We start from the raw sequence: 24,660 nt of genomic DNA on the forward strand, positions 1-24,660 counted from the left end.
GGTGCTGTGGATCGTCCCTTCCCAGATGGTGGAAGGTTCATACCGGGAGGCGGGACGGCGACGTACCGTGGCCGGACGGGCAGTCGAAATGTGGGGAGTCGGGCGTGGCGCGGATCGCGGTGGTGGCCGGGGACGGCATCGGGCCCGAGGTTGTCGCGCAGGCACGCAAGGTCCTCGACGCGGTGCTGCCCGGTGTGCAGGCCACCGAGTACGACCTCGGCGCCGCCCGCTGGCACCGTACCGCAGAGGTGCTGCCCGACTCGGTCCTGGCCGAGCTGGCCGGGCACGACGCGATCCTGCTCGGCGCGGTCGGTGACCCGACGGTTCCGCCGGGTGTGCTGGAGCGCGGACTGCTGCTCAAGCTCCGGTTCGCCTTCGACCAGTACGTCAACCTGCGTCCCTCCCGCCTCTGGCCCGGCGTCGCCGGGCCGCTGGGCAACGTCAAGCCCGGCGAGGTCGACCTGGTCGTGGTGCGCGAGGGCACCGAGGGGCTCTACGCCGGCGCGGGTGGCTCGCTGCACCGCGACACCCCGGCCGAGGTCGCCACCGAGGAGAGCCTCAACACCCGGCACGGCGTGGAGCGGGTGATCCGTGACGCGTTCGCCCGGGCCGGTCGCCGGGAGCGTCGCAAGGTCACGCTGGTGCACAAGACCAACGTGCTGACCCACGCCGGGTCGCTGTGGGCGCGCGCCTTCGATGCGGTCGCCGCCGAGCACCCGGACGTCGCCACCGAGTACCAGCACGTCGACGCCGCCGCGATGTTCCTGGTCACCCAGCCGCAGCGCTACGACGTGGTGGTCACCGACAACCTGTTCGGCGACATCCTCACCGACATCGCCGCCGCCGTCACCGGCGGTATCGGGCTGGCCGCCAGCGGCTGCATCAACCCCGAGGGGGCGTACCCCTCGATGTTCGAGCCGGTACACGGCTCCGCGCCGGACATCGCCGGTCAGGGCGTAGCCGACCCGGTCGCCGCGGTGCTCTCGGTGGCGTTGCTGCTGGAGCAGCTCGGGCACGCCGAGGCCGCGACGCGTGTCAACGCGGCGGTCGCCGCCGAACTGGCAGGCCGGGCCCCTGGTGTGGCTCTGCGGACCGCCGAGGTCGGCGACCGGCTCGCCGCGCACGCCGTAGCCTGACCGCCCCGGCCCACCGACGCCGAGCGGTATCCGCCGGTGTCCGGGCACTCCGCTCGCTCCGAGCGGCACTACCTCTGAACGACCGTTCGGGGTAAGTTTCTGGCACAGCCATGTCGGTGTGCGGTCCCGCATACCGTTGTCCCGCAGGGAGGTCAGCGCGATGAGCGGTGGTGACAAGCTCGACTTCGAGATCCGTCCGAATCCCGCGCCGGTATCCGCCGCCGACCGGGCCGCCCTGCTGGTCAACCCCGGGTTCGGCCGGGTGTTCACCGACCACATGGTCACCGTCCGGTACGCCGACGGCAAGGGCTGGTATGACGCCCGGATCGAGGCGCGCGCGCCGATCCCGATGGACCCGGCAAGCGCGGTCCTGCACTACGCGCAGGAGATCTTCGAAGGGCTCAAGGCGTACCGGACGACCGACGGCGGCGTGACCACGTTCCGGCCGGACGCCAACGCCGCGCGGTTCGTCACGTCGGCGCAGCGGATGGCGATGCCGACGCTGCCGCCCGAGGTCTTCGTCGACTCGCTCGACAAGCTCATCGAGATCGACCAGGAGTGGATCCCGACCGGCGAGGACGGCAGCCTCTACCTGCGGCCGTTCATGTTCGCCACGGAGGTCTTCCTCGGCGTCCGTCCGGCCAACGAGTACCTGTACATGGTGATCGCCTCGCCGGTCGGGGCGTACTTCACAAGTGGGGTCAAGCCGGTCACCGTCTGGGTCTCCCCGGACCACACCCGGGCCGCGCCCGGCGGCACCGGCGCGGCCAAGTGCGGCGGCAACTACGCCGCGTCCCTGGCGGCGCAGGCCGAGGCGATCGAGGCCGGCTGCGACCAGGTCGTCTTCCTGGACGCGGTGGAGCGGCGCTTCGTCGACGAGCTGGGCGGGATGAACGTCTTCTTCGTCTACGACGACGACTCGGTGGTCACCCCGCCGCTTAGCGGCACGATCCTGCCGGGCATCACCCGTGACGCGATCATGACGTTGGCCGGCGAGGCCGGGCACCGGGTCGAGGAGCGGCCGGTCTCCTTCGCCGACTGGCAGGCCGACGCGGCGAGCGGCCGGCTCCGTGAGGTCTTCGCCTGCGGCACGGCCGCGGTGATCACCCCGATCGGCGGGGTCCGTTTCCCGGACGGCGAGTTCCTGATCGGCGGCGGCGAGCCGGGCCGGGTCACCATGTCGCTGCGCCAGCAGCTTGTCGACATCCAGCGGGGCAAGGCGGCCGACCCGCACGGCTGGGTGCACCGGGTCTTCTGACGTCCACCGCTGACCGGCCCCCCCGACGGGCGGGCCGGTCAGCGTGGCGTGTCAGGCCTCGTCGAGCAGGTGCTCGCGCAGGGCGGCGAGCTGCTCGTCGGTCACCCCGGCGTGGCGCAGGTACGCCTTGACCGAGCCGTGCCCCGCGCGCAGCTCGTCCAGGAAGATCTGCATCGCCTCGGCTGGCGAGGCCAGGAACGGCGCCGGCAGGTCCACCCCGCCCGGCACGGTCTCGGCCAGCCAGGCACTGAACCGGGCCGACGCCTCAGTGCTCAGCGCGTAGTCCGCCACGATGTCGGCGTCGTCGACACCCAGCACGGCGAGGGTCAGGGCGCACACGATGCCGGTGCGGTCCTTGCCCGCGACGCAGTGCACCACCACCGGGGCGTTCGTGGAGTCGGCGATCAGTCCCACCGCCTCGGCCAGCCCTGCGGTGCCGGTCTGCGCCAGGTCGGCGTAGCGGTCCGCCAGGTAACGGGCGAGGCTCTCGCCCTCCTCGTGCCGCTTGCCGGCCCAGTCCGCGTGCTCCGGGTGGATGTGCCGGTAGACGAGCCCCGGGTACGCGGGCACCCGGCCGTCGCGTTCCACCTCGCTGGGCCGACGCAGGTCGATGACGGTACGGACGCCGATCGCGGCGAACGCGTCGCGGTCCTGCTCGTCGAGGCGGTGCAGGGAGTCGGAGCGGTAGAGCCGGCCCCGGCGTACGGTCCGCCCGTCGTGGCCGACGTAGCCGCCGACGTCACGGAAGTTGAAGGTCGCGGGCAGCGGAATGTGTCGGTTGTCGTCGATGGCGTCCACGCTGACACCGTAACGGCCGGCGGGGTCTGGCCCCACCGGCCGTCGGGTCCGAACGTCAGCGCGCCGTTCCGGGCGGCAGCGCGCCGTACGTCTCGTCGTAGTAGCCGCCCAGCCGGTCCCGGTAGGTCGGGTCGCTGTGGCTGGTCTCGTCGTACTCCGGGGCGGCCTTGATCTGGTCGCGGGTCCGGTCGACGGAGACGGTGCGCTGGTCGTGGTCGACCTGGTTGACCGTGCCGGCCGGCAGCATCACCTTCTTGCCGAAGATCCACGGGCCGGTGTCCACCACCAGGTAGCTGCCGTCCACCTCGTGGCTGGCGCTGTCGATCTTGCCGATGCCACCGTCGGTGGCCTCGACCTTGTAGCCGACCAGGTCGGCGTCGGCCACCTCGGCCTGGTCCCGGTAGCGCCAGGGGTCGAAGGTGCCGGCCGGCGCGCCTCCGGGGACGGTGCCCTGGTCGCCGCCGCGCAGCGGGTCCGGCCCGGCGTGGGCGGCGTGCGGGTCGATCCTGTCCATGCCGTTCACTCCTGACTGTCGCCGATCGGCTCGGCGGCGGTGGGTGCGGTGCGTCCCCGCAGGAGCTACCCGGCCGCCGGGGGCCGGAAACGGCGGTGTACCCGGTCAGGCCAGGGCGGCCTCGGCGTCGAGTGTGACCGCCGCGGCGTGCACCACGGCGGAGATCCGCAGTGCCTCGTTCACCTGCTCAGGGGTGAAGCCGGCACCACTCAGCGTCTTCTCGTGGGTCCGCAGGCAGATGTCGCAGCCGTTGATCGCCGACACGGCGAGGCACCACAGCTTGAAGTTGCCCTTGTCCACCCCGGGCCGGGCGACGATCCGCATCCGCAGCCGGGCGGGGAGCGCGGCGTACCGCTCGTCGCCGATGTGGTGCCGGGCCCGGTAGTAGGTGTTGGTCATCGCCATGATGGCGGCGGCGCCCTTGGCCGCCTCGACGCCGTCCGGTCCGAGGTGACCGAGCGCCTCGGCGGCGATCTCGCGCAGCACCACCGGGTTGCGGGCGGCGACCGCGCAGGCCAGCGCCGTCCCCCAGGCCTGTGCCGGCGTCAGCGCGCTGGCGCCGACGGTGGAGTCCAGGTTGAGCGCGATGTCCCGGGCGTACGCGGGCAGGGCGGCTCTGATCGCGTCCAGACCCACGGTCAGGCCCCGATGCGGTTGCTGGGAGTGAGCACGGGTCCTCCTCGATAGCGGCACGCGTACGCATGGTCCCACCATGGGTGGGCAGGTGAGCGGTGAGACGGGTCACGGCCGGCGAGCCGCCCAGCGAAACCACGCTGTGTCACCATCCCGCGATATGGATAGGTCCTCCCAAAAGCGGGGGAGGAGTGGCAGAGTGATGGTCGTGACCAGCACCGCCCTGATTATTGCGACCTAGCGCGCCGGCTCTCCCCTCCGCCGAGCGCGCAGACCTCCCGCACCCGCGGGAGGTCTTTTTGTTGCTCCGAGAAAGGATCCTGATGACGTTCCAGGTCTTCGACACGACGTTGCGCGACGGCGCCCAGCGTGAGGGGCTCACCTACTCGGTGGTCGACAAGCTCGCGGTGGCCCGGCTGCTTGACGAGTTCGGCGTCGGCTTCATCGAGGGCGGCTGGCCGGGAGCGGTGCCCAAGGACACCGAGTTCTTCCGCCGGGCGCGCACCGAGTTGAGCCTGCGGCACGCCGTCCTCGTGGCCTTCGGCGCCACCCGCAAGGCCAGCGTCGCCGTCGCCGACGACCCCCAGGTGCGCGGCCTCCTCGACGCGCAGACCCCGGCGATCGCCCTGGTCGCCAAGGCCGACATCCGGCATGTCGAGCGTGCGCTGCGCACCAGCGGCGCGGAGAACCTGGCGATGATCCACGACACGGTCAGCCACCTCGTCGCTGAGGGACGCCGGGTCTTCGTCGACGGTGAACACTTCTTCGACGGCTACCGGCACGACCCGGCGTACGGGGCTGCCGTGGTGCAGACCGCACTCGCCGCCGGTGCCGAACGCATGGTGCTCTGCGACACCAACGGCGGCATGCTGCCCTCCCAGGTGACCGCCGCGATCCTCGACCTCACCGCCACGCTCGGAATCGACCCCGCGCTGCTCGGTATGCACGCGCAGAACGACACGTCCTGCGCGGTGGCCAACACGATCGCCGCCGTCGAGGCCGGCGTGCGGCACGTCCAGGGCACCGCCAACGGCTACGGCGAACGTCCCGGCAACGCCGACATCTTCGCCGTCGTCGCCAACCTCCAACTCAAGCTGGGCATGACCGTCCTACCGGAGGGCTGCCTGGCGCAGATGGTGCGGGTCTCGCACGCCATCGCCGAGATCGCCAACATCGCCCCCGACACCCACCAGGCGTACGCCGGGGCCGCCGCCTTCGCCCACAAGGCGGGGCTGCACGCGAGCGCGATCAAGGTCGACCCGTTGCTCTACAACCACGTGGACCCGTCGGTGGTGGGCAACGACATGCGGATCCTGGTGACCGAGATGGCCGGCCGGGCCAGCGTCGAGCTCAAGAGTCGTGAACTCGGCCTCGACCTGGCCGGCCGTCCGGAGGCGCTGACCGCGGTCACCAGGCGGGTCAAGGAACTGGAGGCGGGCGGCTGGTCGTTCGAGGCGGCCGACGCGTCGTTCGAGCTGCTCGTCCGCTCCGAGTTGCCCGAGGGCGGGCCGGCCCGCCCGTTCGCCCTGGAGTCGTACCGGGTGCTCGTCGAGCACCGCGAGGACGGCTCGGTGGTCTCCGAGGCCACCGTGAAGATCCGGGTACGCGGCGAGCGGGTGATCGCCACCGCCGAGGGCAACGGCCCGGTCAACGCCCTCGACGAGGCGCTGCGGGTGGGGCTGGCCCGGCACTACCCGCAGTTGCGCGACTTCGAGCTGGCCGACTACAAGGTGCGCATCCTGGAGGGCAGCCACGGCACCGGCGCGGTCACCCGGGTCCTGCTGGAGACCGCCGACAGCGACGGCCGAGACTGGACCACTGTCGGGGTGCACCCGAACGTGGTGGAGGCCAGTTGGCACGCCCTGGTGGACGCCCTGACCTACGGACTGTCCCCCACCCGCGTCTGACGCGCCCTCCCGGACCGCCCCCGGCACGGCCAGGGGCGGTCAGGGGAGGGTGAGGGTGGCCAGGACCGCGCGGTGGTCGCTGCCGGGGAGGGCGTGCACCCGCACCGAGCGGACGGCGATGCGGCTGTCGACCAGGACGTGGTCGATGGTGACCGGGGGGATGAGGTCGCCGTCATACGGACCCCAGGTGCCGGTGAGCCCCGCGCCTGTGGCGTCGGCGGCGTCCACGTAGCCGGTGCGCAGCAGGGCGCGCAGGGGGCTGTGGTCGAGGGTGGCGTTGAAGTCCCCGGCGAGGATCCGCAGCTCGCCGTCACCGGTGGCCGGTGGCTGCGCGGTCAGGTCAGCTCGCCAGGCGCCGACCTGGTCCAGCGCGTACGGCGCGGCGGGGTGGGCCGACTCGACGCGTACCGGGGGTGCGCCGGGGACGGCGATCGTGCCGTACGCCTGGGTGAAACCCCATCCGCCCCGGTTGGCGCGGATGCCGGTGTCGCTGATGGGCCAGCGGGAGTAGAGCCCCGAGCCGGGGGTCCCCACCTGGGGATTGAGGTGCCGGTAGGGCAGGAGGCGGTCGAGGCCGAGCCGGTCCAGGGCGGCCTGCGCGTCCGGGGTGAACTCCTGCACGGTGAGCACGTCGACCCGATGTTCGCGGACGAGGTCGACGAGGGTCCGGGCGTCCGCGGCGCCGGCGAGCAGGTTCGCGGTGAGCAGCCGCAGGGTCGGCCCGGCCACCGCCGGCTGCGGGGCGGGCAGTGCCCTGGGCACGACCAGGCCGAGCAGTGTCACGGCGGCCAGTGCCGCGACCGCCGCCGGCCACCAGCGCCGCAGGGCGACGGCGGCGGCGAGGGCCAGCACGCTCCATCCCGCGGCGTACGGGGTGAAGGCGAGCGCCTGCACCAGTGGCCCCCGGTCGAGGCCGGCGAGCCGGAGCGTGGCCCAGGCGGCCACCGGCCCGACCGCCACCCAGGCGAGCGCGGTGCCGACCCGCCGGTGGTGGCGTCGGGTCGGCGCGGGCGGGGTGTCCACGATCATGGCGATGAGCGTAGCGGGACCGCCCGACGCATTTCGTGAATGTTTCTGCCTTCACCTTTCACAATTGGCTGACGGCTGGCCGACAGTGCGTCAAAGTGAGATCAACTATTGACGGTCGGCTTTTTACGGTGCTACGTTCCATCTGGCCTAAACGACGCAACTCTGAGTAGTAACACCAGCTCAGGCGGGATGCAGATTGTCGAATAATCCGCACCCGTAATGGTCGTGACCCTATTTTCAGGCAATCATCCGTCCCGCCCCGCGGGTCGGCCGAATTCGCACGGTCACACAAGGGGGACCTGTCATGAGCACATTCTTCCGACGTAAGGCGACGGCGGTCACGTTCGCCGTTCTGGCGTTGACCCTGGCCGGCGGTGGGATCGCCGCCGCCCAGCCGTCGGCCAAGGCGCCACAGGAGGCCGTCCAGCCGGCGGCGCGCGGCACCAACTCCCAGCCGCCGGTGACGGCCGAGTCGGCACGCTCGGCGAAGGCCGCGCTGAAGGCCAACTCGACACTCGTCGCCACCGCCACCACGGTCGTCGTCAACTCCAACGGCACCAAGGCGCGCGGTACTGGCACCGTGATCAAGTACGGCGTCGGTCAGTACGAGGTCCAGTTCGGTTTCACCGTCACGACCGGCGTCTACGTGGCCACCGTCGGCCGCGCTGACGCGTGCTGCATCCCGCCGGGCGGCGAGGTCTCGGTCGCGCCGCGGCTGAGCACGCCGAACGCGGTCTTCGTGCAGACCCGCAACTCGGCCGGCACCCCGACCGACCTCGGTTTCCACCTGGTCGTCCACACCTCCTGACCGACGGCGATGTCCGGCCCCCGCGTCCCGCACGCGGGGGCCGGATCGCTTTCGATCCTCGCGGTCCACGGCCGCTCGGGCATATCGACGGCTGCTCGACCCGGCCGGTGCCCACTTGCGACCGTCCTGGGTTCGCTGACCGACTCGTGCCGCTCGTACCCCGTACGGGCGGCTCATCCCCGTCCGGGCCGCAACGGACCCGTCCGGCGCTCACAATCCGACGTTTGCCGGCCCCCCGCCACGGGAAGCAAGCACCGTGACGGACATCTCGGACACCCTGGCCAGCCTGCCCACCCCGGTCGATCAGGAGCCGACCGGCGTCGAGCTGGAACAGACCCTCTTCGAGGTCAAACGCGTGATCGTCGGGCAGGATCGGCTCGTCGAACGCCTGCTCACCGCACTGGTCGCCAACGGGCACTGCCTCCTGGAGGGGGTTCCCGGCGTGGCCAAGACGCTGGCCGCGCAAACCCTCGCCACCGTGGTCGGTGGCACCTTCTCCCGGATCCAGTTCACCCCGGACCTGGTCCCCTCCGACATCGTCGGTACCCGGATCTACCGGGCCTCCAAGGAGACCTTCGACATCGAGCTGGGCCCGATCATGGCCAACCTGGTGCTCGCCGACGAGATCAACCGCGCCCCGGCGAAGGTCCAGTCGGCGCTGTTGGAGGCCATGGCCGAGCGGCAGGTCTCCATCGGCGGACGCAGCTGGCCGGTACCGGCGCCGTTCCTGGTGCTGGCCACCCAGAACCCGATCGAGTCCGAGGGGGTCTACCAGCTCCCCGAGGCACAGCGCGACCGGTTCCTGATGAAGGTGGTCGTCGACTACCCCAGCGACGCCGACGAACTGGCGATCCTCTACCGGATGAGCACCGACCGGCCGACCCCGCGCCGGGTGCTCGACGCGCAACGGCTGCGGGACCTCCAGATCCAGGCCGAACGGGTCTTCGTCCACCACGCCCTCGCCGAGTACGTGGTCCGGCTCATCCTCGCCACCCGTGACCCGGGGCGCTTCGGCCTGGCGGAGATCGCGCCGATGCTGGCGTACGGCGCCAGCCCCCGGGCCACCCTCGGCCTGGTCGCGGCCGCCCGGGCCCAGGCGCTGCTGCGGGGACGGGAGTACGTGCTGCCCGAGGACATCCGCGAGCTGGCCGTGGACGTGCTCGCCCACCGGCTGGTGCTCTCCTTCGACGCGGTCGCCGACGGGGTGTCCGCCGAGAGCGTGGTCCGGCGACTCGTCGATGCCGTCCCACCGCCCCGGCTCGCACACGGGCACCCGCAGCAGGCCCCCGACCTGGCGGCGGCATGAGACGCGCGAGTGTCGCGTCGACCGACCCCGGGTTGGCGGAGCTGGCGCCGGACCAGCGGTTGCGCCGCCTGGAACTGACGGTCACCCGCCGGTTGAACGGTCTCCTGCACGGCCAGTACCGGGGCCTGCTGCCCGGCCCGGGCAGCGAACCCGCCGGCAGCCGCGAGTACCGGCCGGGCGAGGACGAGGTCCGCCGGATGGACTGGGCGGTGACCGCCCGGACCACGGTGCCGCACGTACGGCAGGTCGACGCCGACCGTGAACTGACCACGTGGCTGCTCGTCGACTCCAGCGCCAGCATGGAGTTCGGCACAGCCGAGCTGGACAAGCGGGAGCTGGCGGTCGCGGCGGTCGCGGCCGTCGGCTTCCTCACCGCGGGTGTCGGCAACCGCCTCGGCGCGCAGGTGCTGGGCGCCGACGGGGTACGCCGGTTCCCGGCCCGCAGCGGGCGTACCCATCTGCTCGGTCTGCTGCGCGCGTTGCTCGCGGCCCCGCGTGCCACCGCGCCCACCGACCGGCCGGTACGGGGGCCGTCAACTCCGCCGGAGCTGGTGGACGGCCTCGACGCGCTGCACCGGGTCGCCAACCGGCGGGGACTGGTCGTGATCGTCTCCGACTTCCTCGACGGGCTGCCCGACGATCCCGGGAAACAGCCGCCCTGGGAACGGACGCTGCGCCGGCTGACCGTCCGGCACCAGGTGCTGGCGATCGAGGTGACCGACCCGCGCGAGTTGGAGCTGCCCGACGTCGGCATCGTCACCCTCGTCGACCCGGAGACCGGCCGCCACCGCGAGGTGTGCACATCGGACCGTGGGCTGCGGGAGCGGTACGCGGCGGCGGCCGAGGCCGAACGCGACCAGGTACGCCAGGCGTTGCGCCGCAGCGGGGCCAGCCACCTGACGCTGCGGACCGACCGGGACTGGAGCGCGGACATCGTCCGGCACGTGCACGCCCAGCGTCGGCTGGCCGCCGCCCCGGCCGGGTCCGCCCGGGGAGGTGCCGCGTGATCTGGCAGTCGCCGCTGCGGCTCTGGCTGCTGCTCGGGGTTCTCGCCCTGGTCGTCACCTACCTGGTCATGCAGCGCAGGCGCAGCCGGTACGCGGTCCGCTTCACCAACCTGCGGCTGCTGGACCGGGTGGCGCCGCAGCGACCGGCGTGGCGTCGGCACGTACCGGCCGGCCTGTTCCTGGCCATGCTGGCGCTGCTCGTGGTCGGCTTCGCGCGGCCCACCGCCGAGGTCCGGGTGCCCCGGGAACGGGCCACCGTCATGGTGGCCGTCGACGTGTCCACGTCCATGCTCGCGACCGACGTGGAGCCGGACCGGCTGGCCGCCGCCAAACAGGCGGCGCGCCGCTTCGTCGAGGGGCTGCCCGACGAGTTCAACGTGGGTCTCGTCGCGTTCGCCGGCAGCGCCGCCGTCCTGGTGCCGCCGGGTACCGACCGGGGGGCCCTGGACGAGGGGATCGACCGGCTCGCCGAGGGGGTCACCGGAGTGCAGGGCACCGCCATCGGCGAGGCCATCAACACCTCGCTCGGCGCGGTCAAGGGGCTGGACAGCCAGGCGGCGAAGGAACCACCACCGGCCCGGATCATCCTGCTGTCGGACGGGGCCAACACGTCCGGGATGGACCCGATGGAGGCGGCCGCGGACGCGGTGGCCGCGAAGGTGCCGGTGCACGCGATCTCCTTCGGCACCCCGTCCGGATTCGTGGACCGGGGTGGACGGCCCATCCAGGTGCCGGTGGACGGGCAGACCCTGCGGGCTGTCGCCGACGAGACCGGCGGGATGTTCCACGAGGCCAGCACCACCGACGAGCTGCGCGCCGTCTACGACGACATCGGCAGCTCGGTCGGCTACCGCACCGAACGGCAGGACATCTCGGCCCGGTTCATCGGCCTCGGGCTGGTGTTCGCGATGGGTGCCGCCGCCGGCTCGATGCGTTGGTTCTCGCGCCTGCCCTGACCGCCCGCGCTCAACAGGCGTCGACCGTGAGGAGTACGCATGGCAGTGCAGACCGGACTGGGCGAACCGCGCGGTCCCTGGTTCGTCTCACCGGAACTCGACCCGGACGGGCGGGGGTGGTGGGACGCGCCCGGGACCGGTCGGGAACCGGGCGGGCGGCGACCGCGCCGCCTCCTCGCCGTACTGGCGGTGGTGGCGCTGTCCACCGTCTCGGGTGCCGTGGCCGGCGGAGTGGTGGCCGGCCGGGAGGGCGGTGCGGGTCCGGCCGCCGCGTCCGCGGCCCCGGTGCCGGCGGAGCTGGTCACCGCCGCCGAGCGCACCGTTCCCGGGGTGGTGTCGGTGCTGGCCGGCGGTGGGAACGGCGCCTCCGCGACGGGCTCCGGGTTCGCCGTGGACGACCAGCAGCACCTGATCACCAACGACCACATCCTCGCCAAGGGCGGTGGCGGGCCGGTGACGGTGGAGCTGCCCGACGGTCGCCGGTTCGCCGCCGAGGTCGTGGGCCGGGAACCGCGCAGCGACCTGGCGGTGCTGAAGGTGCCGCCGTCGGCCGGTCTCAGCCCTCTGCCGCTGGCCAAGCCGGGTGCCACCCGCGTCGGCGAGCCGGTGCTCGCGGTGGGTTCGCCGCTCGGCCTGTCCGGGACGGTCACCGCCGGCATCGTCAGCGCGTTGGACCGCGAGGTGCGGCTGGGCAACAACCGGCACAGCGCCGTGCAGACCGACGCCTCGATCAACCCGGGCAACTCGGGCGGGCCGTTGGTGAACGCCCGCGGGGAGGTGGTCGGGGTGAACACCGCCATCGCCACCATCGACGGCAACGGCTCGATCGGCATCGGGTTCGCCATTCCGATCGAGCAGGTCCAGCAGACCGCCGACACGATCATCGGTAAGGGTGGCTGAGCTGCCCGTACGCCCCGGGTGGGGGTGTGACTGTCGGATATCCGGCCCGAGGGGATCGGGCCATGGAAATATCACGCTCGGTATGGATACTGGCGGAGGTGGAGAGTCCCCTTCTTGCGGTCCTCCTGCTGGTGGGCCTGGTCATCGGATGTGCGGTGGGGTCGGCGTACGCCCGGGCGCGACGCGGGTGGGCCGATTACCAGACGGTGAAGAAGACGGTGCCGACGGCACGCCGCGGCGCCTGGTTGCTGATCCGCGGCGTAGCCGTGAAGGCGGCGGTGATCGGGCTGCTGCTCTTCGGCGCGGTGGCGTACGCGGCGGTCGGCTCCGACGACGAGACCGCCGGCCCGGCGCCGAGCCCGTCGGCGACGCGGAGCGAGCCCGCGCACCGGTGACCTCCGGCGGGTCGTCGGGGGTTAGCCTCAGGGCGTGGACGACGGGCTGCGGGTGACCGACCGGTGGGTGGTTCCCGCCGGGGAGCTGCGGGAGCGTTTCTCCCGTTCGTCCGGGCCGGGTGGGCAGGGTGTGAACACCGCCGACTCCCGGGTCGAGTTGAGCTACGACCTGGCCAACTCCCCGTCCGTGCCGGACTGGATCCGGTCCCGGGCGTTGGAACGCCTGGCCAACCGGCTGGTGGACGGCGTCCTCACGATCGCGGCCAGCGAGCACCGGGCGCAGCTCGCCAATCGGGAAGCGGCCCGCGAGCGGCTGCTGGCGCTGCTGCGGGAGGCCGCCGCACCCCCGCCGCCGCCGCGCCGCGCGACCCGCCCGTCCCGGGGAGCCAAGGAGCGCCGGCTGGCCGAGAAGAAGCGCCAGTCCCAGCGCAAACGCGACCGCCGCGTCGACGGCGAGTAGGTCGAATCGTCCTCTGCGACCGGGTGACCGGCGTCTTATGAGTGACAGAATCTGGAATCTGTCATCAGGAGGTTGTACGCTGAGTGCGTCACCCAGCGAGAGGAACGACCCCATGGACACCCGCACCCTCGGCACGACCGGCCCCACCGTCTCCGCCCTCGGGCTCGGCCTGATGGGCATGTCCGACCTCTACGGCGACGCCGACGAGGCCGAGAGCATCGCCACCATCCACGCCGCGCTCGACGCCGGCATCACCCTTCTCGACACCGGCGACTTCTACGGCATGGGCCACAACGAGATGCTGCTGCGCGACGCGCTGCGCGGCCGCAACCGGGACAACGCCGTGATCAGCGTGAAGTTCGGCGCGCTGCGCGACATCGACGGCGGCTGGAACGGCAGCGACCTGCGACCCGTCGCGATCAAGAACTTCCTGGCGTACACCCTGCGCCGGCTCGGCACCGACCACGTCGACATCTACCGCCCGGCCCGGCTCACCCCGGACGTCCCCGTCGAGGAGGTGGTGGGCGCCCTCGCCGAGCTGGTCAAGGCCGGCCACATCCGGCACATCGGCCTGTCCGAGGTCAGCGCGGAGACGCTGCGCCGGGCGCACGCCGTACACCCGATCACCGACCTCCAGCTCGAATACTCGCTGATCTCCCGCGACCCGGAGGCCCAGATCCTGCCGACGGCCCGTGAGCTGGGCGTGGGGATCACCGCGTACGGGGTGCTGTCCCGTGGACTGATCAGCGGCCACTGGACGGCCGGACGGCAGACGACCGGCACCGACTTCCGCAGCCACCTGCCCCGGTTCGCCGGCGCGAACCTGGACCGCAACCTCGCCCTGGTCGACGCGTTGCGCGTCATCGCCGAGGCGCGAGGCGTCACCGTGGCGCAGATCGCCATCGCGTGGGTGCTGGCCCGCGGCGAGAACATCGTGCCGCTGATCGGCGCCCGCCGCCGGGAGCGGCTCACCGAGGCGCTGGGCGCCGCGACGGTCACCCTGACCGAGGCGGACCTGGCCGCCATCGAAGCCGCCGTCCCCGCCGACGCGGTCGCCGGCAGCCGGTACGACGAGGCGCAGATGGCCATGCTGGACAGCGAGCGCGCATGAGCACCCGGCCCTGGCGCGACCGTCGCAAGGGGGTCGCGCCACGGCCGGCCAACGAGGTCAGGGAGGCTGAAGGGATGAGCGACGCCACCGCCCTGACCGCCGACCGCATCCTCGACACCGCCGAGGAGGTGCTGCGCCGGTACGGGCCGGCCAAGGCCACCGTCCTGGACGTCGCCCGCGCGCTCGGCGTCAGCCACGGCAGCGTCTACCGGCACTTCGCCAGCAAGGCCGCGCTGCGCGAGGCGGTCGCCGAACGTTGGCTGGCCCGGGTCTCCACCCCGCTGATCGAGGTGGCCACCACCACCGAGCCGGCACCGAAGCGCCTGCGCCGGTGGCTGGCCGAGCTGAGCGGCACCAAACGCCGGATGGCCCGGGAGGACCCGGAGCTGTTCGACAACTTCCACCAGCTCGCCACCCTCTCCGAGGGTGCCGTCGCCAACCACCTCGAGGTGCTCGCCGGTCAGCTCAGCATGATCGTCGCGGACGGGGTGGCGGCCGGCGACTTCAGCGTGCCCGACGCGGCGGTGGCCGGGCGGGCGCTGCTCCAGGCCACCGCCCGTTTCCACCACCCGTCACACCGCACCGAGTGGACCGAGCCCGGCCTCGACGACGACCTGGAAGCGGTGGTCGCGCTGCTCCTCAACGGTCTGCGGACCCGCCCGACCGGCTGACCGGCGCCCCCGCCGGTCAGGCCGGTATGGCGGCGAGCAGCCGGTCCCGCAGCACGGCGGCCCGCTCGGCGAACCCGCGCTGCGCGACCGCGTACTCGGCCCGACCCTCAGGGGTCTCCACCCGCACCGGCGGGTAACCGAGCGCCGCCAGGTCGTACGGGCTGGCCCGCATGTCGAGCGTGCGGACGTCCCGGGCCAGCTCGAAGCAGTCCGCGACCAGCTCGGACGGCACCAGCGGCGACATCTTGTACGCCCACTTGTACAGATCCATGTTGGCGTGCAGGCAGCCCGGCTGCTCATGCGCGTGCTGCGTCTCCCGGGTCGGGGTGAGCACGTTCAACGGCCGGGCCGGCGGGGTGAAGAAGCGGTACGCGTCGAAGTGGCTGCACCGTACGCCCCGCTCCTCGACGATGGTGGCGGTGCCCTCCGGGGTGAGCCGCAACGGCCACGCGTTGTGCCGCAACTCCTCGCGGGTCTGCCGGTAGACCATCGCCCACTCGTGCATCCCGAAGCAGCCGAAGTGCGGCGCCCGCCCCGCGGTGGCCGTCAGCAACGAGCGGATCCAGGCGATCGACTCGCCGCGCCGCGCGCGTACCCCCTCGGTGTCGAGGGTGACCCCGGCGGCGGTGCCGCGGTAGTCCCGGCCGAACTCGGCCGGGTCGGCGCCCCGCAGCTCGACGCCCGCGCCCGGGTGCCAGCGACGCAGCTGGGCCGGGCGGTGCGAGTAGTAGGTGAACAGGAAGTCGGCGACCGGATGCCGCTCGCCGCGCCGGCGGCGGGCCAGGTGCGGGGTCAGCCACACGTCGGCCCGCTGCTCGTGGGCCCGGCGGCGGGCCTGCCAGGCCGCCACGTCGAGCACGGCGGGGGCGAGGGCGGCGGTCACGGACCCCAGAGTACGACCGCCGCCCGCCCACCGGTCAGGGCAGGTCCACCCGCACGCCCGCGGAGAACACCCCGCTGCGCAGCTCCAGCTGCCGGGGCGGCTCCCGCCCGTCGACGGTGAAGACCAACGGCAGCACGACCCTGCTGCCGGCGGCCATCGGATCGGCGAAGACGTCCCGACCCAGGTTCGCCGCCCGGGTGGCCGATTCGTCGATGCCGACCCAGCGACCGCCCGGCAGGTAGGCGCGTTGCAACTGGCCGTGCCAGGGCTGCTGGTCGCCGGTGAGGTTGCGCACGCCCACCGTGGCCTGGCAGCGCCGCCCGTCGGCCGGAGCCGCGCCGCCGCCGTCGGTGGTGCCGGGCGCCGCGCAGGACATCCGGTAGACGGTGAACTCGAAGGCCGACTCCCGCAGCGGCACACCCATCGGCCCGGAGACCCCCGTGCCCCGCCACGCGCCGCTGGTCGGCTGCTTCTGGGTGTCGATCGCCGCCACCCGCCGGGTCGCCGTCCAGCCCGCCGTGCCGACCACGGCGGCAAGCACCACCACGGCCGTACCGACCAGCACCCAGACCGGCGGGGTACGCCGGCGCCTCGTCGCGCTCGGGGCGGCCGGGCGCGGGTAGATCGTGCCGCGCCCGTCGTCCGGTCCCGGGGCGCTGGCCAGCGCGGCGGCCGTCAGCCTGCGCCGCCCCCGTCCTCGCCGCCGCCACAGCCAGATCCCGCCCACGACGAGCAGCAGCAGGACGGCCAGTCCGGCCAGCAGCACCGGGTACCGCCGCCAGGCCGGGGCCTCGGTCACCTCGGCCGGTGTCGCCGCGCCCTGCCAGGTGGCGGTGGCGCAGTCGTACGGGCGGCTGCCGTCGCTGGTGAAAGCGCAGGCCGGCGCGGTGAGCGTCTGGCCGGGGGCGGTGGCGGCCAGCGCGGTGCCCAGGGTCGTGGTGCTGTGCGCGGGCAGCCGCAACCGCCAGGTCACCTCGTTCGTGGAACCCCCGACGCCGGTGGACCGGCCACCTGCGGTGATCGCGGTGGCCGAGGCGTCGGGCGGCAGCTCCTGACGCACCGTCGTCTCGATGGGCGAGCTGCCCACGTTGCGGACGTGGATCCGGTAGCGCGGCGCTGGACTGCTCTCCGGTGCCATCGCCACGGTGACCGGTTGCGGAAGCCTCGCCGCCGGCGTCGGCGAGGGCGGCGCCACCGCCGGCGGCGCCGAGGGCGGGGTGGGCTCCGCGCTCACCCCGGCGAGCACCGCCACCGGTGACGGTGCAGCTGGCAGGGGCGGCACCGCCGCCGTCGGCCCGGTGGCCGCCGTCGCGCGGGGTGCGACCCCCACGGGCGGTGGCGTACCGGCCGGCGGTCGTGGCGCCGCCGCCGAGGGCCGTGGCGTGGCCGCCGGTGGCCGGGGCGCGGCCGTCGCCTCCTGCGGCGCCGCCGAGGGCAGCGCCGGCACGGCGGCGAGGATGCCGAGGCAGTGCACGAACACTGCGAGGGCTCTGTGGTGTCGTGTCGATGCAGGCATACGAACGAACCTCCGGAGCCGACGCTAGGGGCGTGGCACCTCCGTGCGGGTACGAAGTCGGGAAGACCGCCCCGCTCACCTCCTGCTCCGATAAGGTGCCGCGCGGTGACGGCTTGCGCACACCCGCCGGCCCGTCCTGGCCGGTGGCGGGGTCGGCGGCGCTAGATTGGCCGGGTGCGTATCGCTCGTTTCGCTCATGCCAAGGGAATGTCGTTCGGGGCCGTCGAAGGCGAGCCGGAGGCCGGGCCGCAGGGCCTGACCATCGCCGAGATCGAGGGTCACCCGTTCGGCACGCTCTCCTTCAGCGGGGCCCGCTGGGCCCTCTCCGACGTCCGACTCCTCTCGCCGATCCTGCCCAGCAAGGTGGTCTGCGTGGGTCGCAACTACGCTGACCACGCCGCCGAACTCGGCAACGACGTACCCAAGGAGCCGTTGCTCTTCCTCAAGCCGTCCACCTCGGTGATCGGCCCCCGGGACGCCATCCGGCTGCCGATCTTCTCCAAGCAGGTCGAGCACGAGGCGGAACTGGCGGTGGTGATCGGTGCGCCGGGCGCGCGCCGGGCCGACCGGGCCGCCGCCGAACGCGCCATCTTCGGCTACACCTGCGCCAACGACGTGACCGCCCGGGACCTCCAGCGCTCGGACGGGCAGTGGACCCGGGCCAAGGGCTTCGACTCGTTCTGCCCGATCGGCCCGTGGATCACCACCGGGCTGGACGTCTCCGACCTGGAGATCCGGTGCGAGGTGGGCCGTAATCCCGACGAGATGGAGGTACGCCAGCTTGGCCGGACGAAGGACATGGTGTTCGACGTTCCGGGCCTGGTGTCGTACATCTCGCACGTGATGACGCTGCTGCCCGGCGACGTGGTGCTCACCGGTACGCCGGCGGGGGTTAGCCCCCTCCTTGAGGGGGATACCGTCACCGTGCGGATCGAGGGCATCGGCGAGCTCAGCAACCCGGTGGTCCCCGTCGCCTGATCCGCCGGATGCCCCTGTTTCCGCAGCTCACGGGTGGTTCGGGGGGATCGGATTTGGCCTGCCGGCACCGGGAGGGTAAAGTTCACTCCCGGCGCCGCAAGGGGCCAATGGGGTATGGGGTAATTGGCAGCCCGACTGATTCTGGTTCAGTTAGTCTAGGTTCGAGTCCTGGTACCCCAGCGCAGCTGGAATTCGCGAGAATTCCGGACGCTGGATTCTGACGGAGTTCCCTCCGCCCTTTCGGGGGCGGAGGGTGGCCTCTGGTAGAGTGCAGCTCCTCCGCCCGCGAGGGTGGGGGAGCGGAAGTGGTTCTGGCCCCGTCGTCTAGCGGCCCAGGACGCCGCCCTCTCAAGGCGGTAGCGCCGGTTCGAATCCGGTCGGGGCTACATCGTGTACAGCCCGTCTCACCTGGTGAGGCGGGCTGTTTCGTGTCCGTGGCCGGCCGCGCCGGCGGGCCCGCACCCCGTGCTCGCACCCGATGGTGGTGCCGCTAGACTACTGCCGCACCGCCCGCGAGGGCGGTGAACGGATGAAGTTCTGGCCCCGTCGTCTAGCGGCCCAGGACGCCGCCCTCTCAAGGCGGTAGCGCCGGTTCGAATCCGGTCGGGGCTACAACCAAAAGGCTCACCTCGCGCAGCGAGGTGAGCCTTTTCCGTACCCACCCCTTTTGCGTCGGTGATCAAGAGCTCTGCGTCACCGCTTCCGGCGTGTCGTGACGCGAACCTCTTGATCACCGGGGGGTCAGAGGCCGGAGAGGCGTTGGCCGGCCCGGACCACGGCCATGGCGTGGCGTTCCCCGGGACGGCGGCCGAGGCGCTCGATGGGGCCGGAGATGCTGACCGAGGCGATGACCCTGCCGGTGCGGTCGCGGATCGGGGCGGAGACGCTCGCCACACCGGCCTCGCGTTCGGCGACGCTCTGGGCCCAGCCCCGGCGGCGTACCTCGGCCAGTGTGCGGCCGGTGAACTTGCTGCGCGGCAGCAGGGGCATGACCGCCTCCGGCGGTTCCCAGGCGAGCAGGATCTGGGCCGCCGAGCCGGCCGTCATCGGCAGCACCGAACCCACCGGAACGGTGTCCCGCAGGCCGCTGGCGCGTTCCGCCGCCGCCACGCAGATCCGCTCGTCGGCGCGGCGCAGATACAGCTGGGCGCTCTCCCCGGTGGCGTCCCGCAGCGCGGCGAGCAGCGGCTCGGCGGCGGTCAGCAGGACGTCCGGTGCGGCGTTGGCCAGCTCGCCGAGCCGGGGGCCGGGACGCCAGCGGCCCTGGGTGTCCCGGACCAGCATCCGGTGGATCTCCAGTGCCTGTGCCAGCCGGTGCGCGGTGGCCCGGGGCAGCTTCGTACGGTCAACGAGTTCGGCCAGGCTGGCGCCGTCGACACAGGCGGCCAGGATGACCACCGCCTTGTCGAGAACGCCGACACCGCTCATACTGTGTCCCACAAGCCGAAACTTACCTCCCAGAATTTAGGATGTCCAGATGGTGGGAGTCACTCCTGAGCCGAGGACCCTGGCCGAGAAGGTCTGGGACGCGCACGTCGTACGGTCCGCCGCCGGTGAGCCGGACCTGCTCTTCATCGACCTGCACCTGCTGCACGAGGTGACCAGCCCCCAGGCGTTCGACGGGCTCCGGCTCGCCGGGCGCCGGGTGCGTCGTACCGACCTGACGCTCGCGACCGAGGACCACAACACCCCGACCGGGTACGCCGATCCGGCGTTCCGGTCCCGCCGTGGTGACCTGCTCACCATCGCGGACCCCACGTCGCGCACGCAGATCGAGACGCTGCGCCGCAACTGCGCCGAGTTCGGTGTGCGACTGCACCCGCTCGGCGACGACAACCAGGGCATCGTGCACGTCATCGGCCCGCAGCTCGGGCTCACCCAGCCCGGCATGACGATCGTCTGCGGCGACTCGCACACCGCCACCCACGGCGCGTTCGGCGCGCTCGCCTTCGGCATCGGCACCAGCGAGGTGGAGCACGTCCTGGCCACCCAGACGCTGCCGCAGAGCCGGCCGAAGACGATGGCCGTGAACGTCACCGGCCGCCTCGCTCCCGGCGTCACCGCCAAGGACCTGGTGCTCGCGCTGATCACCCAGGTCGGCACCGGCGGCGGTCGCGGACACATCGTCGAGTACCGCGGCGAGGCGATCCAGGCCCTCTCCATGGAGGGGCGGATGACCATCGCCAACATGTCCATCGAGTGGGGCGCCAAGGCCGGCATGATCGCGCCGGACGAGACCACCTTCGCGTACCTCAAGGGTCGACCGAACGCGCCGCAGGGCGCGGACTGGGACGCGGCGCTGGCGTGGTGGCGGACGCTGCCCACCGACGAGGGCGCGCGCTTCGACGCCGAGGTGACCCTCGACGCCAGCCGGATCACGCCGTTCGTCACCTGGGGCACCAACCCCGGGCAGGGCGCGCCGCTGAGCGCACCGGTGCCGGACCCGGAGGAGTTCACCACCGACTCGGAGCGCACGGCGGCCCGCAGGGCGCTCGAGTACATGGACCTGCGCCCCGGCACGCCGCTGCGGGAGCTGCCGATCGACGTGGTCTTCGTGGGCTCCTGCACCAACGGGCGACTGGAGGACCTGCGGGCCGCCGCCGACGTGCTGCGCGGCCACCGGGTCGCCGACGGCGTCCGGATGCTCGTGGTGCCCGGCTCCGCCGCCGTACGCGAGGCAGCCGAGGCCGAGGGGCTGGACAAGGTCTTCGCCGACGCCGGTGCCGAGTGGCGGTTCGCCGGCTGCTCGATGTGCCTGGGCATGAACCCCGACACGCTCAAGCCCGGCGAGCGTTCCGCGTCCACCTCCAACCGCAACTTCGAGGGCCGGCAGGGCCGGGGCGGACGTACCCACCTGGTCTCCCCGCCGGTCGCCGCCGCCACCGCCGTGGTCGGTCGGCTGGCCGCCCCCGCCGACCTGTAAGAAGGGACCGACGAGATGGACAAGTTCACCACCCACACCGGCACCGCCGTGCCGCTGCGGAGATCCAACGTGGACACCGACCAGATCATCCCCGCCGTGTACCTCAAGCGGGTGACCCGGACCGGTTTCGCTGACGGGCTGTTCAACGCGTGGCGGGAAGACCCGGCATTCGTGCTCAACGATGAATCCTATTCCGGGGCGTCGATCCTCATCGCCGGGCCGGAGTTCGGCACCGGATCCTCTCGGGAGCACGCCGTCTGGGCGCTGCGGGACTGGGGCTTCCGCGCCGTCGTGGCCCCCCGCTTCGGCGACATCTTCCGTGGCAACGCCCTCAAGGAGGGGCTGCTGCCGGTCGAGTTGGAATTGAAAGCCGTCGAAGAATTGTGGGACCTTGTCGAGGCCGACCCGACGACCCCGGTGACCGTCGACCTGACCGCCCGTCAGCTCCGCGCGGGCGACGCGAACTGGTCGTTCCCGCTTGACGACTTCAGCCGCTGGCGCCTGCTGGAGGGCCTGGACGACATTGGACTCACCCTCCGCAACGTCGCCGACATCGACTCGTACGAGGCGCGTCGACTGCCGTTCCTGCCCTCGGTGGCATAGCCGTACGTCCCTCCGCACAGCCGATTCCGCCCCCACCGGTCCAACCGGTGGGGGCGAATCCGTTACGACACAAGGGCTTTTTTCCACCGAATGTTTGTGTCCCGGCAGCACAGGGCATACCGTGCGCGCAGAATGGCTCGCGTCGAGTCAGTTGCACAATCGGGAGGAAGTCGTGAACAAGGCCGAGCTCATCGAGGCGCTCGCCGTTCGCCTGGGGGACCGGAAGATGGCGACGGCCGCGCTCGACGCGGTCCTCACCGAGGTCCAGGCGGCGGTCACCAAGGGCGAGAAGGTGGCGATCACCGGATTCGGAGCATTCGAAAAGCGTGTGCGTGGCGCGCGAACAGCGCGCAACCCGCGTACCGGCGAGGCGGTGAAGGTCAAGAAGACATCCGTGCCGACCTTCCGCCCCGGCGCCGGGTTCAAGGAGATGGTGGCCAGCGGCAAGGTGCCGAAGGCCACGGCGGCGGTGAAGAAGACCGCTGCCGCGACGACGGCGAAGACCGCCGGCGCGAAGGCGACGGGCACCAAGGCCACCGCCGCCAAGGCGGCCAGCAAGAAGACCGCCCCGGCCAAGGCGAGCAAGACCGCCACGGCGACCAAGACGGCCGCCAGCAAGAAGACCGCCCCGGCCAAGGCGAGCAAGAGCACCACGGCGACCAAGACGGCCGCCAGCAAGAAGACCACCGCGGCGGCGAAGAAGACCACCGCGGCGACCAAGTCCACCGCGGCGAAGAAGACCACCGCGGCGGCCAGCAAGAGCGCGGCGGCGAAGAAGGCGCCCGCGAAGAAGGCTCCGGCCAAGAAGGCGGCCAGCAAGCGCTGACCGACCCTGCCGACAGGGCGTCCACCCGTGTGGTGGGCGCCCTTTCGGCGTACGCGGGCCGTTGACCGGACCGCCGGGTACGCGCAGAATCGCCGTGCCGGCCCCCCTCCGCCGGCCCGCCGACGGGAAATGGGGCGCCGGTGCGCTACCGCCAACTCGCCACCGCGACGCTCGCGCTTGGCGTCCTCCTGCTCATCGACGTGCTGCGGGTGTGGCTGCCCGGCATCATCACCATCTTCGGCCAGGCCGCGTCGACCCCGGCCGAGCTGATGGGCGCCTTCGCCCTCGGCTGGTTCGTTCTGGCACTGGCCGCGCCGGCGGTGGTCCGCCGGCTGGGCGCCCGCCCGGTCACCGTGGCCGCGGCCGTCGTGCTTGCCGGTGCCCGCCTCGCGCTCACCGCCACCCCCGGTGGGCGTCCACAGCTCTGGCTGGCCACCGCCGGTCTGCTCGCCGGGCTGGTGTGGCTTGTCGGCGTCGCCGCCGGCACCGACCGGCCGGTGCCCGGCCTGGCGCTGGGCCTGGCGGTCAACGCGGCCGTCCACGCCGTGCTGGACACGTACGACCTCGTCTGGCGGGGCGACTGGTGGGCGTGGCTGCTCAGCGCGGTGGCGGTGGCGCTGTTCCTGCTCGGTACGACGCGGCCGGCGCCGCCGGCCGGCTCCACCGGGGGGCGGGCGTGGTTGTTGGCCGGGCCGGCGGTGCTGCTGGCCGGAATGGTGGCCCTGACGCCGGCGCTGGCTGAGACCGGGATGTCGTACCTGGCCGGTGGGGACGGGGTGGCCCGTTCTCCGCTGGTCGGGATGGCGCCAGTGCCGGTCGCGGTCGCCGTGTTCCTCCTCGCGGCGCTGACCGCGCCACCGCGCCGGTGGGTGCGGGCGCTGGGACCGGCGGCGTTGCTGGCCGGCGCGGTGCTCTTCGCCCTCGACCGGGGCGGCCTGCTCCTCGTGGCCATCGGGCTCGCCGCCGCCGGACTCGGCGCCTGCCTCGCCCTGGCCGACGACGCCGGCGACGACGCCACCACGGACACCGGCACCGTCGACGACGCGCGCGCGGCGGCCCGTCGCGGGTACGCGGCAGCCGCCGGGATGCTCGTCTTCGCACTCGGCGCGGTCGGCTACTACTCCGCCTACGACCTCGGCTACCCCAACGCGGCGGTGCCGGTGCTGGTCGCCGCGCTGGTCGCCGTGGTGGCGTTCGCCGCCCGTCCCGCCGCACCCCGGACCACCGGACCGTTCCCGGCGCTGCGCGCCACCGCCGTGGTCACCGCGCTGGCCCTGCTGGCCCCGGTCCTCGCCGACGAACTGCCGGTCGCCAGCAACCGGGACGGCCCGCCGCAACGACTGACAGTCGTGGCGTACAACATCCGGATGGGCTTCGGGCTGGACGGCCGGTTCGACCTGGACGGGCTCGCCGGCGCCGTCGAGCGGCAGCGGCCCGACGTCGTGCTGCTCAGCGAGGTGGACCGGGCGTGGCTGCTCAACGGCGGCCACGACACCCTGGACCTGCTGTCCGACCGGCTGGGCATGCCGTACGTCTTCGGGCCGGCCGCCGACCCCGTCTGGGGCGACGCGGTGCTCAGCCGGTGGCCGGTGACCGACCCGCGGACCCTGCCGCTGCCGGCCGTCGGCGCGCCCACCGGGGCGCAGGCCCTCGCCGTCACCCTGGACCTCGGCGACGACGTGCGCACCGCCGTGGTCAGCACCCACCTGCAACCGCCGCCCGACGAGGGGCCGGTGGTCCAGGCCCGCGCGGTCGCCGACTTCGCCACGGCGTACGCGGCCGGCCGTCCCCTGGTGGTGGCGGGTGACCTGAACACCGAGCCGGGCGACGAGGCGTTCGGGCAGTTCACGGCCGCCGGACTGGTGGACGCGTTGAGCAGCGCCCGACCACTTGCCACCAGCCCCGCCGACGACCCGCGCCAGCAGATCGACCACGTCTTCGTCTCGCCCGGCCTGAACGCGTCCGCACCTGTCGCGCCGCGCGGCACGGCCAGCGACCACCTGCCGGTCGCGGTCACCCTCACCCTGCCGCCCCGCTGACGG

The 24,660-nt window shown here is 72.8% G+C and carries 24 protein-coding genes and 3 tRNA genes; 20 read left to right on the forward strand and 7 right to left on the reverse strand.

Features of this window, described 5'->3' with window-relative positions; translation table 11 throughout:
* Positions 1 to 104: 104 nt before the first annotated feature.
* The gene (locus ABZS77_RS07210) at positions 105 to 1,136 is read left to right on the forward strand and encodes a 3-isopropylmalate dehydrogenase (protein ID WP_354818588.1); all 1,032 of its coding nucleotides are present in this window, start codon (positions 105 to 107) and stop codon (positions 1,134 to 1,136) included.
* A gap of 160 nt (positions 1,137 to 1,296) precedes the next feature.
* Positions 1,297 to 2,394, forward strand: coding sequence for a branched-chain amino acid aminotransferase (locus tag ABZS77_RS07215; protein WP_354818591.1), 1,098 nt, complete (start codon positions 1,297 to 1,299; stop codon positions 2,392 to 2,394).
* A 51-nt stretch (positions 2,395 to 2,445) separates the two neighbouring features.
* Here ABZS77_RS07215 and ABZS77_RS07220 read toward each other — a convergent pair whose 3' ends face one another.
* From ABZS77_RS07220 to ABZS77_RS07230, 3 genes are all read right to left on the reverse strand, one after another.
* Positions 2,446 to 3,192, reverse strand: coding sequence for a tyrosine-protein phosphatase (locus tag ABZS77_RS07220; protein WP_354818594.1), 747 nt, complete (start codon positions 3,190 to 3,192; stop codon positions 2,446 to 2,448).
* Between the two features lie 55 nt (positions 3,193 to 3,247).
* Positions 3,248 to 3,706 carry a PRC-barrel domain containing protein gene (locus ABZS77_RS07225; RefSeq protein ID WP_354818597.1) on the reverse strand — a complete coding sequence of 153 codons (459 nt, stop codon included), beginning with the start codon at positions 3,704 to 3,706 and terminating at the stop codon, positions 3,248 to 3,250.
* Between the two features lie 105 nt (positions 3,707 to 3,811).
* Positions 3,812 to 4,342 carry a carboxymuconolactone decarboxylase family protein gene (locus ABZS77_RS07230; protein WP_354818600.1) on the reverse strand — a complete coding sequence of 177 codons (531 nt, stop codon included), beginning with the start codon at positions 4,340 to 4,342 and terminating at the stop codon, positions 3,812 to 3,814.
* A gap of 320 nt (positions 4,343 to 4,662) precedes the next feature.
* Between ABZS77_RS07230 and cimA the strand changes: the two genes are divergently transcribed.
* Entirely contained in the window at positions 4,663 to 6,246 is a 1,584-nt protein-coding gene (gene cimA, locus ABZS77_RS07235) for a citramalate synthase (protein WP_354818603.1), read from the forward strand.
* A 39-nt stretch (positions 6,247 to 6,285) separates the two neighbouring features.
* Here cimA and ABZS77_RS07240 read toward each other — a convergent pair whose 3' ends face one another.
* Positions 6,286 to 7,275: an endonuclease/exonuclease/phosphatase family protein gene (locus tag ABZS77_RS07240; protein WP_354818606.1), complete on the reverse strand. Its 990-nt coding sequence runs from the start codon at positions 7,273 to 7,275 to the stop codon at positions 6,286 to 6,288.
* Positions 7,276 to 7,579: 304 nt separating this feature from the next.
* Here ABZS77_RS07240 and ABZS77_RS07245 point away from each other — a divergent pair, with 304 nt between their 5' ends.
* From ABZS77_RS07245 to ABZS77_RS07285, 9 genes are all read left to right on the forward strand, one after another.
* The gene (locus tag ABZS77_RS07245; protein ID WP_354818609.1) at positions 7,580 to 8,083 is read left to right on the forward strand and encodes a hypothetical protein; all 504 of its coding nucleotides are present in this window, start codon (positions 7,580 to 7,582) and stop codon (positions 8,081 to 8,083) included.
* A gap of 256 nt (positions 8,084 to 8,339) precedes the next feature.
* Complete coding sequence (locus ABZS77_RS07250; RefSeq protein ID WP_354818612.1) at positions 8,340 to 9,389, forward strand: MoxR family ATPase; 1,050 nt, start codon at positions 8,340 to 8,342, stop codon at positions 9,387 to 9,389.
* Positions 9,386 to 10,396 carry a DUF58 domain-containing protein gene (locus ABZS77_RS07255; RefSeq protein ID WP_354818615.1) on the forward strand — a complete coding sequence of 337 codons (1,011 nt, stop codon included), beginning with the start codon at positions 9,386 to 9,388 and terminating at the stop codon, positions 10,394 to 10,396. Before ABZS77_RS07250 ends, ABZS77_RS07255 begins: the two co-directional genes overlap by 4 nt.
* On the forward strand, positions 10,393 to 11,352 hold the full coding sequence (locus tag ABZS77_RS07260) for a VWA domain-containing protein (RefSeq protein WP_354818618.1): 960 nt from the start codon (positions 10,393 to 10,395) through the stop codon (positions 11,350 to 11,352). Before ABZS77_RS07255 ends, ABZS77_RS07260 begins: the two co-directional genes overlap by 4 nt.
* Before the next feature lie 39 nt (positions 11,353 to 11,391).
* On the forward strand, positions 11,392 to 12,252 hold the full coding sequence (locus tag ABZS77_RS07265; RefSeq protein ID WP_354818620.1) for a trypsin-like peptidase domain-containing protein: 861 nt from the start codon (positions 11,392 to 11,394) through the stop codon (positions 12,250 to 12,252).
* Between the two features lie 98 nt (positions 12,253 to 12,350).
* On the forward strand, positions 12,351 to 12,647 hold the full coding sequence (locus ABZS77_RS07270) for a hypothetical protein (RefSeq protein WP_354818623.1): 297 nt from the start codon (positions 12,351 to 12,353) through the stop codon (positions 12,645 to 12,647).
* Between the two features lie 34 nt (positions 12,648 to 12,681).
* A complete protein-coding gene (gene arfB / locus ABZS77_RS07275; protein ID WP_354818626.1) occupies positions 12,682 to 13,107 on the forward strand; it encodes an alternative ribosome rescue aminoacyl-tRNA hydrolase ArfB in 426 nt (141 codons plus the stop codon).
* A 112-nt stretch (positions 13,108 to 13,219) separates the two neighbouring features.
* Positions 13,220 to 14,218, forward strand: coding sequence for an aldo/keto reductase (locus ABZS77_RS07280; protein WP_354818629.1), 999 nt, complete (start codon positions 13,220 to 13,222; stop codon positions 14,216 to 14,218).
* 74 nt (positions 14,219 to 14,292) lie between these two features.
* On the forward strand, positions 14,293 to 14,889 hold the full coding sequence (locus ABZS77_RS07285; RefSeq protein ID WP_354818632.1) for a TetR family transcriptional regulator: 597 nt from the start codon (positions 14,293 to 14,295) through the stop codon (positions 14,887 to 14,889).
* 16 nt (positions 14,890 to 14,905) lie between these two features.
* Here the strand turns inward: ABZS77_RS07285 and ABZS77_RS07290 are convergent, their stop codons facing one another.
* Both ABZS77_RS07290 and ABZS77_RS07295 read right to left on the reverse strand, forming a co-directional pair.
* Entirely contained in the window at positions 14,906 to 15,772 is an 867-nt protein-coding gene (locus tag ABZS77_RS07290; protein ID WP_354818635.1) for a 3-methyladenine DNA glycosylase, read from the reverse strand.
* A 34-nt stretch (positions 15,773 to 15,806) separates the two neighbouring features.
* Complete coding sequence (locus tag ABZS77_RS07295) at positions 15,807 to 17,288, reverse strand: hypothetical protein (protein ID WP_354818638.1); 1,482 nt, start codon at positions 17,286 to 17,288, stop codon at positions 15,807 to 15,809.
* Between the two features lie 174 nt (positions 17,289 to 17,462).
* Between ABZS77_RS07295 and ABZS77_RS07300 the strand changes: the two genes are divergently transcribed.
* The 4 genes from ABZS77_RS07300 to ABZS77_RS07315 all read left to right on the forward strand — a co-directional run bounded on the left by ABZS77_RS07300 (position 17,463) and on the right by ABZS77_RS07315 (position 18,878).
* Positions 17,463 to 18,266 carry a fumarylacetoacetate hydrolase family protein gene (locus ABZS77_RS07300; protein WP_354818641.1) on the forward strand — a complete coding sequence of 268 codons (804 nt, stop codon included), beginning with the start codon at positions 17,463 to 17,465 and terminating at the stop codon, positions 18,264 to 18,266.
* A gap of 108 nt (positions 18,267 to 18,374) precedes the next feature.
* Positions 18,375 to 18,446 (forward strand) — tRNA-Gln (locus tag ABZS77_RS07305).
* 133 nt (positions 18,447 to 18,579) lie between these two features.
* A tRNA-Glu gene (locus tag ABZS77_RS07310) sits at positions 18,580 to 18,652 on the forward strand.
* A gap of 153 nt (positions 18,653 to 18,805) precedes the next feature.
* Positions 18,806 to 18,878, forward strand: a tRNA-Glu gene (locus ABZS77_RS07315).
* A gap of 129 nt (positions 18,879 to 19,007) precedes the next feature.
* On the opposite strand, the gene ABZS77_RS07320 is transcribed toward ABZS77_RS07315, so the two are convergent.
* Positions 19,008 to 19,694, reverse strand: a complete 687-nt coding sequence (locus tag ABZS77_RS07320) for an IclR family transcriptional regulator (RefSeq protein WP_110562481.1) — start codon at positions 19,692 to 19,694, stop codon at positions 19,008 to 19,010.
* Between the two features lie 49 nt (positions 19,695 to 19,743).
* Between ABZS77_RS07320 and leuC the strand changes: the two genes are divergently transcribed.
* From leuC to ABZS77_RS07340, 4 genes are all read left to right on the forward strand, one after another.
* On the forward strand, positions 19,744 to 21,189 hold the full coding sequence (gene leuC, locus ABZS77_RS07325) for a 3-isopropylmalate dehydratase large subunit (protein WP_354818644.1): 1,446 nt from the start codon (positions 19,744 to 19,746) through the stop codon (positions 21,187 to 21,189).
* A gap of 15 nt (positions 21,190 to 21,204) precedes the next feature.
* Positions 21,205 to 21,792, forward strand: a complete 588-nt coding sequence (gene leuD, locus ABZS77_RS07330; protein WP_354818647.1) for a 3-isopropylmalate dehydratase small subunit — start codon at positions 21,205 to 21,207, stop codon at positions 21,790 to 21,792.
* Between the two features lie 172 nt (positions 21,793 to 21,964).
* Positions 21,965 to 22,618 (forward strand): HU family DNA-binding protein, encoded by a 654-nt coding sequence (locus ABZS77_RS07335; protein WP_354818650.1) that lies wholly within the window; start codon positions 21,965 to 21,967, stop codon positions 22,616 to 22,618.
* A 140-nt stretch (positions 22,619 to 22,758) separates the two neighbouring features.
* The gene (locus ABZS77_RS07340) at positions 22,759 to 24,657 is read left to right on the forward strand and encodes an endonuclease/exonuclease/phosphatase family protein (RefSeq protein ID WP_354818653.1); all 1,899 of its coding nucleotides are present in this window, start codon (positions 22,759 to 22,761) and stop codon (positions 24,655 to 24,657) included.
* The last annotated feature ends 3 nt before the right edge of the window (positions 24,658 to 24,660 follow it).

It is taken from the genome of Micromonospora sp. NPDC005298, assembly GCF_040607375.1.
In the GTDB taxonomy this organism is placed as follows: domain Bacteria; phylum Actinomycetota; class Actinomycetes; order Mycobacteriales; family Micromonosporaceae; genus Micromonospora.